Origin of the sequence: Psychromarinibacter sediminicola, from assembly GCF_029168335.1 — a bacterium.
Taxonomy (GTDB): Bacteria; Pseudomonadota; Alphaproteobacteria; order Rhodobacterales; family Rhodobacteraceae; genus Psychromarinibacter; species Psychromarinibacter sediminicola.
In genome coordinates this window covers 1-7,814 of the sequence record NZ_JARGYC010000118.1, presented here as the reverse complement: position 1 = coordinate 7,814, position 7,814 = coordinate 1, and the positions used below count along the sequence as shown (strand labels likewise).

9 protein-coding genes and 2 pseudogenes are annotated in these 7,814 nt (G+C 64.9%); 5 read left to right on the top strand and 6 right to left on the bottom strand.

Going from position 1 to position 7,814, the window contains the following annotated elements:
• Positions 1 to 357 (top strand): DDE-type integrase/transposase/recombinase (locus P1J78_RS23430; protein ID WP_275569801.1); only part of this gene is annotated, 357 nt, incomplete at its 5' end.
• 64 nt (positions 358 to 421) lie between these two features.
• On the opposite strand, the gene P1J78_RS23425 is transcribed toward P1J78_RS23430, so the two are convergent.
• From P1J78_RS23425 to P1J78_RS23410, 4 genes are all read right to left on the bottom strand, one after another.
• On the bottom strand, positions 422 to 1,213 hold the full coding sequence (locus P1J78_RS23425; RefSeq protein ID WP_374213417.1) for an ABC transporter permease: 792 nt from the start codon (positions 1,211 to 1,213) through the stop codon (positions 422 to 424).
• Positions 1,214 to 1,270: 57 nt separating this feature from the next.
• Positions 1,271 to 2,107, bottom strand: coding sequence for an ABC transporter ATP-binding protein (locus P1J78_RS23420; RefSeq protein ID WP_275569800.1), 837 nt, complete (start codon positions 2,105 to 2,107; stop codon positions 1,271 to 1,273).
• Positions 2,108 to 2,183: 76 nt separating this feature from the next.
• Complete coding sequence (locus P1J78_RS23415) at positions 2,184 to 3,191, bottom strand: ABC transporter substrate-binding protein (protein WP_275569799.1); 1,008 nt, start codon at positions 3,189 to 3,191, stop codon at positions 2,184 to 2,186.
• Between the two features lie 359 nt (positions 3,192 to 3,550).
• Complete coding sequence (locus tag P1J78_RS23410) at positions 3,551 to 5,143, bottom strand: winged helix-turn-helix domain-containing protein (protein WP_275569798.1); 1,593 nt, start codon at positions 5,141 to 5,143, stop codon at positions 3,551 to 3,553.
• Between the two features lie 130 nt (positions 5,144 to 5,273).
• Between P1J78_RS23410 and P1J78_RS23405 the strand changes: the two genes are divergently transcribed.
• Positions 5,274 to 5,675 (top strand): hypothetical protein, encoded by a 402-nt coding sequence (locus P1J78_RS23405; RefSeq protein ID WP_275569797.1) that lies wholly within the window; start codon positions 5,274 to 5,276, stop codon positions 5,673 to 5,675.
• Between the two features lie 76 nt (positions 5,676 to 5,751).
• On the opposite strand, the gene P1J78_RS23400 is transcribed toward P1J78_RS23405, so the two are convergent.
• Positions 5,752 to 6,063 carry a nickel-binding protein gene (locus P1J78_RS23400; protein WP_275569796.1) on the bottom strand — a complete coding sequence of 104 codons (312 nt, stop codon included), beginning with the start codon at positions 6,061 to 6,063 and terminating at the stop codon, positions 5,752 to 5,754.
• Positions 6,064 to 6,172: 109 nt separating this feature from the next.
• Here P1J78_RS23400 and P1J78_RS23395 point away from each other — a divergent pair, with 109 nt between their 5' ends.
• On the top strand, positions 6,173 to 7,120 hold the full coding sequence (locus P1J78_RS23395) for a LysR substrate-binding domain-containing protein (RefSeq protein WP_275569795.1): 948 nt from the start codon (positions 6,173 to 6,175) through the stop codon (positions 7,118 to 7,120).
• Here P1J78_RS23395 and P1J78_RS23390 read toward each other — a convergent pair.
• Positions 7,098 to 7,265: pseudogene (locus P1J78_RS23390) on the bottom strand (IS6 family transposase); the annotation flags it as partial. The gene P1J78_RS23395 and the pseudogene P1J78_RS23390 sit on opposite strands and share 23 nt — an antisense overlap.
• Before the next feature lie 85 nt (positions 7,266 to 7,350).
• Here P1J78_RS23390 and P1J78_RS25370 point away from each other — a divergent pair.
• Together P1J78_RS25370 and P1J78_RS23380 are read left to right on the top strand one after the other, a co-directional pair.
• Positions 7,351 to 7,671, top strand: coding sequence for a GntR family transcriptional regulator (locus P1J78_RS25370; RefSeq protein ID WP_309568149.1), 321 nt, complete (start codon positions 7,351 to 7,353; stop codon positions 7,669 to 7,671).
• 32 nt (positions 7,672 to 7,703) lie between these two features.
• Positions 7,704 to 7,814, top strand: a pseudogene (locus P1J78_RS23380) (IS6 family transposase); the annotation flags it as partial.

Genomic DNA, 7,814 nt, shown 5'->3' with positions numbered 1-7,814 from the left:
AAGAAGGCGGCCCTGAAATTCCTCAGAAAATCAATGAAGCGCTATGGTCGGCCGGACTCCATCGTGACCGACCGGCTCCGGTCCTACGGCGCGGCACTGAAGGAAATCGGTGCGGCTGATCGCCAGGAAACCGGTCGCTGGTTGAACAACCGCGCCGAGAACTCCCACCTGCCATTCCGACGACGCGAGCGGGCGATGCTGCGGTTCCGGAGGATGCGACGTTTGCAGAAACTCGCCTCCGTCCACGCCTCGGTCAGCAACCATTTCAACTCGGAGCGCAGCTTCTACTCCCGAGCCAACTTCAAGAAGACCCGCGCCGCGGCTCTCGCCGAGCGGCGCGGTCTCTGCGCGGCATAAGGGACAGTGTCACTGTCCAAGCCGAGACGAGTTAGAATTCGTCTGCCAGCACCGCGCAGCGAAATCAGGTCGGCGTCCGCTCCGCCCAGCCGGCGAAGATCTTCTCCAGCGCCACGACGACGTAATACAGAAGAATCCCCAGTACCGCCAAGGCGATCAGCACCGCGAACATCAGCGGGTAGTCCGAGTTCGTCTTTCCCGAATCGAACAGCGCCCCCAGGCCCCGCCCATGCGGGCTCACGATCTCCATCAGGTTGGTGCCGATGAAGGCCAGCGTCACAGCCACTTTCATCGCCCCGAAGAACTCCGGCAGCGTCTTGGGCAGGGCGATCTTCCAGAAGATCGTGGACTGCGACGCCCCCAGTGCCCGCAGGATGTCGCGGTATTCCGGTTCCAGCGTGGACAGCCCGATGGAAATCGACACCGCGATCGGGAAGAACGAGATCATGAATGCGATCAGGATCGTGTTGAAGTCATGCGCGCCGACGAACATCAGCGCCACGATCGGCACCACCGTCGCCTTCGGGATCGCGTTGAACCCCACCAGCAGCGGGTAGAGCGCATCCCGCATCAGCCGCGAGAACCCCATGATCATGCCCAGCGCCACGCCGACGACCACGGCCAGCACCAGCCCCACGACCGTCCTCCACAGCGTCTGCCAGCCCATGACGAGGAACAGATCCCAGTACCGCGCGTAGGCCGGCGGCAGGTCCGACGGCGAGGCCATCACGTAATCGGGCCAGCCATTGGCCTGCACCAGCAACTCCCACAGCACCACGAATACGACAATGGCCGCCAGCGGCGCCATCACCGAGCGGCTGACCAGCGCCTTGCCCACGGCCTTGCTGCGCGCCATGGCGACGCCGCGGGGCTTGGTGACCGGTACGGGAACATAGGCCATCGCCGTCTCTCCTTACTGCATGCCCTGCGCGGCCGACCCCGGAGGCGGGGCGGGCGTGGCCGTGTCCTCGGCCGGCGCGCGGCCCTGCGCGACCTCGATCTGGTGGCGCAGGACGGTCAGCATCTCCGACGCCTCGGCGGTGTACAGATGCTCCAGGTCGCGCGGCCCCGTCGCCGGCACGTCCAGCACGTATTGCGTCCGCGCCGGGCGACCCGACAGCACCACCACCTGGTTCGCCAGGAAGATCGACTCGCGCAGGTCGTGGGTGATCAGCACGCCGGTGAAGGGCTCGTTCTCTTTCACCCGGTGCATGGTCTGCCACAGGTCCTCGCGGGTGAAGGCGTCGAGCGCGCCAAAGGGCTCGTCCAGGATCAGCACCTCGGGCTGGTGGACCAGCGCGCGGCACAAGCTCGCCCGCTGCCGCATCCCGCCGGAGAGTTCCGAGGGCCGCTTGTCCTCGAACCCGTCGAGCCCCACCAGCGACAGCAGGTAGCGCGCCCGCTCTTCCTGCTGCCGGCGCGGCGTTTTCGCGGGCACGATCTCCAGCGGCAGCATCACGTTCTGCAGGATCGTCCGCCATTCCAGCAGGACCGGGTTCTGAAACGCCATCCCGACGGTCGAGCGCGGTCCCTGCACCGGCCGCCCGTGCAGCAGCATCTCGCCGGCGTCGGGCTTCATCAGCCCGGCGATCAGCCGGGTCAGCGTGGACTTGCCGCACCCAGACGGCCCGACGACGGCGACGAAGCCGCCCTCGTCGACCGTCAACTCCAGCCCGTCCAGCACCTGCAGCGGGCCGTCGGCCGTCTGATAGGCATGCCGCACGCCGCGGATCTCGATCATCGCCGTCATGTCTTGCTGTCCCGCCCCGTCTTCTGCCCGGCGCGCGGGGCACCCCGCGCGCCGGCCTCTCGTGCGCGCCCGGCGCTCACTCCATCATGAACGGCTCGTCGGGCAGGTATTCGTCGGTGAAATAGGCCGCCGGGTCGGGCGCGTTCTGGAACTCGTAGACGGTGCCGATCTGCTGCACCGCGCTGTCCAGCCGTGCCGGGTCGATCCCGCCCAGGCCGTTCTCCTTGACCCAGTCGGTCATCACGTTGCCCTCGATCGCCAGCTCCAGCCGCCGGGTCTCCAGGTCGGCATCTGCCGCCGGGTTGCGCTCCATCAGGCTCGGGATCGCTCCGGCCGGATCCGCGATGGCGGCCTTCCAGCCCTTGGCCACCGCGCGCAGGAAGCCCTCGATCACCTCGGGGTTCTCGGCGGCGTACTCGGTGTTCACGATCACCGCGTTGCCGTAAAGGTCCACGCCGTGGTCGCTCATCATGATAACGCTGATATCGTCCTCCGGCACGCCCAGCCGCGCGGTGTTCAAGTAGGAAGAGAAGTTGTAGCCGGTCACGGCATCCACGTTCCCTTCGGCCAGCATCGGCTCGCGCGTCGGAAAGCCCACCGGCTCGACGGTGATCTTGTCCATGTCCAGCTCGTTCTCGGCGGCGAAGATCGGGAACTGCGCCCAGGCGCCGTCCGGCGGCGGCGCGCCCAGGACGCTGCCCTCGAGATCGGCGGGCTTTTCCACACCGAGCGACTTGCGCCCCACGATGGAAAAGGGCGGCGCATCGTAGATCATCATGACGGCCGTCACCGGCGCGTCCGGGTTCTGGTCCAGAAAGCGGATCAGCGAGTTGATGTCGGCGAAACCGACAGGGAAGGCCCCCGTCGCCACCTTCGGGATCGCGTCGAGCGAGCCGGAGCCGGCGGTGATCTCGACCTCCAGCCCTTCTTCCGCGAAGTAGCCCTCGTCGATGGCCACGAAATAGGGCGCGGCCGGCCCCTCGAATTTCCAGTCGAGCGCGAAGTCCACGCTGGTCTGCGCAAGCGCGCCGCCGGTCAGCGTCAGCGCCGCGGCAGCGGCGGGCAGGATGGTGCGGTGGAACACGTCGAAGTCTCCTCTCAATGACTCGTCCCGCGATGGTTTCCAGAGCACCGGGGCACGGTCCAGAACTATGCACAAGAAATCAGCGCGACGCCAAGTCTGATTACTTCGCAGGCGCCCGGCGCGGATGTCGCCCACGAGATGACCATTAGTTTTCGGGCCGCTGCGACGACCTTTCCGCGGGCAGGCCGGCTTCGCCCGCCCCGGTGGCACTCGCCGAGATGGAACAGGGCTTGTCAGAGAAACATAGTTTGATACCCTGAACATCTCCGGGTTGAGAAGCCTCTGACTCTCCCCACCGTCCTATCAAGGTGACAGGGCCTGCCAGGCCCACTTCCCGTGTCTTGACCCCGGCTCCGAGCTCATCTTTCCGGCAGACCGGCTGATCTCAGCGCGTCCAGCCACCGGGTGTAGCCACCCGCCTCGGTCCAGTTGCCGTCGTTCAGCGCTCGCTCTTTTGCGATTGACCAGTCCGGGTACTCTTCGAGGTAATCGGAGAGCACGTCGCGTGCGGTCTCTATGTCACCGCGGCAGACGTGGATCGCGGCCAGTAGCTTAAAAGAGGCGACCGGCGGGACCGGCATGCGTTTCATGGCGGCAAAGGCGTCGTTGCAGGTTCGGGCCTGCCAGTGCGCCCAGCCGCGCAGCCAGTGCGTTACGCGGCCTGGCAACGGGTTGATGGTGTCGATCCGGCGGAGGATCTCGAAGACGCGCTCGGTTTCTCCGAGATATATGTAGGGTTGGGCCAAGGCCTCCAATGTCATCGCGGAGGATGGGTTGAGCGCCGCGGCGTGCTCCAATGCGGCGATCGCCCCCTGCTGATCGCCCTGCTGCATGAGCACCCGGCCGAGCGCATAGTGACCCATGTAGTTCTGAGGTGCGAGCACGATTGCGCGGCGCGCATGTGCGACGGCCTCTTCCAGGGAAGCCCGGCCATCTTCTTCGATCCAACCGAAGCGCACGCCGTTGCGCAGGCCGAGCGCGGCGCCAATATATCCCCATGCCGAGTCAGGATATTTCTCGATAGAGTGTCGATCAAGCTCTCGAACGGCCTCCCAGGTCTCCCGCGACAGGTCGCCCAGCATCATGCTCGTGCCTCGGTTGAACAGAAGCACGGCGCTGGCGTCATGTCCGGGATGGTCCGGATCCCCCGCGTCGATGACCTCCAGCCCCACAGCATTCGCGACCCGGCCTGTGATGCGTCTGTTTATGTCGAACAGGTTGCCGAGCGGTGCCTCGATGGTGTCGGCCCACAGATGCGCTGCGGTCCGGCCCGACACGAGCTGTACCGTCACGACCAGCCGATTTCCATCGAACTGCTGGCTGCCCTCCAGGATGTAGTCGGCGCCGAGCGTGCGCGCGATTTCGCGGACGTCGGTTGGGCGATCGCGGAACTGGAAGCTGGAATTGCGTGCGATCACGGTCAATTCGGGATAGCGCGCGAGATTGGCGATGATGCCTTCGCTGATCGCGTCGCTCAGGTCGCCCCGGTGCGCAGCCACGCTCAGGTCCTCGAAGGGCATCACGGCGATTGACGGGGTCGCTCCAGGCGCGCGGTCGATCAGGAGCAGGAGATAGAGACCGGCGATCACGGCGATGAGAGCCGCTCCTGCGGCGGCGAGCGCGACACGTGGACGGGCCGTGGGCGCGTCCGGGACGATCAGTCGGTATCCCTTGCGCGGCACTGTTTCCACGATCCGGCGCTCGCGGTCACCCAGCGCAGCGCGGATCTCTGCAATGCATTGGACGAGCCCGTCCTCGCTGATCTGTCGCTTGTCCCAGATTACGTCGTTGAATTCCTGCCGCGTTATGGTTTCGCCCGGTCGCGCGGCCATCAGCTGAAGCACGCGCATCGTCTGGTGCCGCAGCTCCGTTTCCGCCCCGTCCATGCCAAAAAGCCGCCCCGTGGTGCGGTCCAGTCGCAAGTCGCCCAGGGCGATTTCGGGGGATCTCATGAGAATTCGTTAGGTCAATGGGCGCTCTGCTTCTGAAATGACAGCATAAGCGGCCCGCTGCGGTCTCGGCAAAACCTTTGTCCCGGGGGCCTCGGGCCGGCCCGTAACCAATCAGCAAGGGAAGTGAACGATGACCCGGAAAGAGCTTCTCCTTTTCGCGATCTCCGCTTGTCTGGCGACACCCTTCGCGTGGGCCGACCCTGCACGGGACATGTCCGCCCCGAGTGAGCGTGACTTGGTCGTCTACTACGCCTGCGAGGCCGCTGCAGCGCGTGCGTTTCTGGATGCCGAAACGGCGCGGACCTGCTCGCGGACATTTACTAGGATCAAGATGTCGCTCGTTCCGGCGATTTTGGGGGCAGGCCAGGAGAGCGTGGGGATCCAGGAGTGGGCGGATGCCCACCGGGCCGGATACCTTGCGTTCCGTGATTGGACCGTTGCGAATCCCGAGCGGGTTGCACGCGCCCGCGCCAAAGCCATGGACTTGGTGCCGAGCGAGGGCTTTCGGATCGGCGGTGTGTGGGCGCGATGACGAACAGTCTGGTAGTGCCCCGGCGGGGACCTCGGGCGCCTTGCGCCAAGGCGTCAGTGGTTCCGGGCGACGGTGTTTAGCCGCGAGAAGTCCCGGTCGCGTCGAGCGACGTCAGCCAGGATGTCTCGGCGCCTGGCAGTTCCGCGAGAACGCGGGAGATGCGTCCGTCGGGAAGACCGGCGCGTCGCGCGTGCTCGATCACGTCGCCGACGGCGTCCGCGCGATACAGGCTGAGCAGGAAATCGGCGCCGATCCACGTGTGGCACCACGTCACACGTGGCGCCATGCGCGCCAGTGCCTCGACCGAACGCGCGGCCGACAACTCCAGACCGGGCCGCCCGGACAGGCCGACCCCCTCGATCTCTCGCTGCACCAGGTAGGTTATCATCTTTTGGCCCCCGACAAGAATTGCTGAACTTCCTGATCAGGATATGCCATGCTAGCTTGGCAAAAACGCCAGAATTTCTCGATAAGCGAAAAGAAAATCTTGCCAAGCCATGAAGATCGACGCGCTCAATGGATGGAGAGCTGCCGAGGCGGTCATCCGAAATCGTGGTATCGCTCCTGCGGCGGAGGAGCTTGCCGTAAGCCGTGCGGCCGTCGCCGCTCAGATCCGCACTTTGGAAGCACGTATCGGGCACCCGATATTCCGTCGGCGCTCCGCGGGGCTGGAGCCGACCGAAGATGTCTTGCGCGTCAGCCATCGTCTTTCGTCGGCATTCAGCGAGCTGGCCGCCCTGCAGGAGGAGTTGAGCGCGGCCGGCAATCCCAGACGAGTTGCTCTGACAGTGACGCAATTCTTTGCGGATACGTGGTTGCCAAAGTACCTCCCGGACATGTTGAGAGAGATGCCGGGCCTGGATCTGCGGATAGACTCCACACCGGAGGTCGTCAGCCTTGACACGGGTGAGATTACTTTCGCGTTTCGCTTCATGAGCGAACCCGAACCGCCCCTGACCAGCATCGACCTCTTCCCGGGTGCATTCGCGCCGGTGTGCACGCCGGGGTTTGCCGAGCGCTTCAATCTGTCCGAGACGACCGAAACCCTCGAAGGGGTCCCGTTGATCCATCTGCCGGACCTCTCGACCGACCCGACCCAAGCGGAATGGGCCACATGGAGCGAAAAGACGGGACTCCCTCTCGGGCCGAACCAGGAAGCGAATGTCGGGTATTCGAAGGTTGCAAGCGCCCTCGGGCTTGCTCGGTCGGAATCCGGGTTGGTGCTGGGCGTGCTTGCAGGTTGTTTCGATGCGGTTGCGAAAGGCGAGCTCGTCCTGCCGCTTGGTCCGAAATCAGTCGTCTACACCAGTTACTGGCACAGGCTTGTATGGAGGGGCGATCGCCGCCTGACCGGCCTGCGCCGCAAGTTCCGTGATTTCGTCGAAGCGCGAGCAGAGCGCGATCGCATCATTGCGGAAAAGGCCTTTGGAGGCCGAAATACGTGAGATCGGCGGCGTGAAAGCGCTGTGCCGATCCGGGCGACTTGAAGCGGATCTGTTGCCGCTCCCGGCGTCGGGTTGGCTGATGTGAAACCTCCGCTCGGTCGTTCGAGCGTCCGCCGGTCACGTGCAATCCCAACTCACGCCGTGCGGTTTCGCAGGACACGTCGATGCCGCCTTCGGCGTGCATGTCCTCGACGGCGCGATAGCTCAGCGCGCACCGGGAATTGAGCCGGATGGCGCGCTGGATAATCGCTGACTCTGCCGTTGAAACCGACACCAAAAAAACGGCGCCACGCACCCTTGTACGGTTGGGTATATCATATAACATCGCGGCCGGGAGGACGAGGCGCTTGGAATCTGCAGTCAGGAAAACGCCAGTCGAACGGCAGAAGCTGTCCGGGTTTGCGCGAGAGCAGATCCGGTCGCGAATCATCTCTGGCGAATTTCCGATGGGTCGGAAACTGCCGGAAGCAGAACTCGTCCGGCTTCTCGGGATGTCCAAGAGCCCGATCCGCGAGGCGCTGCTGCGGCAGTGTCAAAGGAACTCGGCTTGAGGCGGGGTAGGGGTGCCGGTAGCGTGCGCCCCATGACCCGACGCTGCCCATTCAAATACTTCAAGACGTCGCGCGAGATCATCCGTCTTGCGGTGATGATGTACGTCCGGTTCCCGCTTTCGCTGCGGAATGTCGAAGACCTG

Coding starts and splice junctions, on each gene's coding strand:
- P1J78_RS23425 (WP_374213417.1), bottom strand. CDS start 1,213: ATGGCGCGCAGCAAGGCCGTGGGCAAGGCGCTGGTCAGCCGCTCGGTG.
- P1J78_RS23420 (WP_275569800.1), bottom strand. CDS start 2,107: ATGACGGCGATGATCGAGATCCGCGGCGTGCGGCATGCCTATCAGACG.
- P1J78_RS23410 (WP_275569798.1), bottom strand. CDS start 5,143: ATGAGATCCCCCGAAATCGCCCTGGGCGACTTGCGACTGGACCGCACC.
- P1J78_RS23405 (WP_275569797.1), top strand. CDS start 5,274: ATGACCCGGAAAGAGCTTCTCCTTTTCGCGATCTCCGCTTGTCTGGCG.
- P1J78_RS23400 (WP_275569796.1), bottom strand. CDS start 6,063: ATGATAACCTACCTGGTGCAGCGAGAGATCGAGGGGGTCGGCCTGTCC.
- P1J78_RS23395 (WP_275569795.1), top strand. CDS start 6,173: ATGAAGATCGACGCGCTCAATGGATGGAGAGCTGCCGAGGCGGTCATC.
- P1J78_RS25370 (WP_309568149.1), top strand. CDS start 7,351: ATGGCGCGCTGGATAATCGCTGACTCTGCCGTTGAAACCGACACCAAA.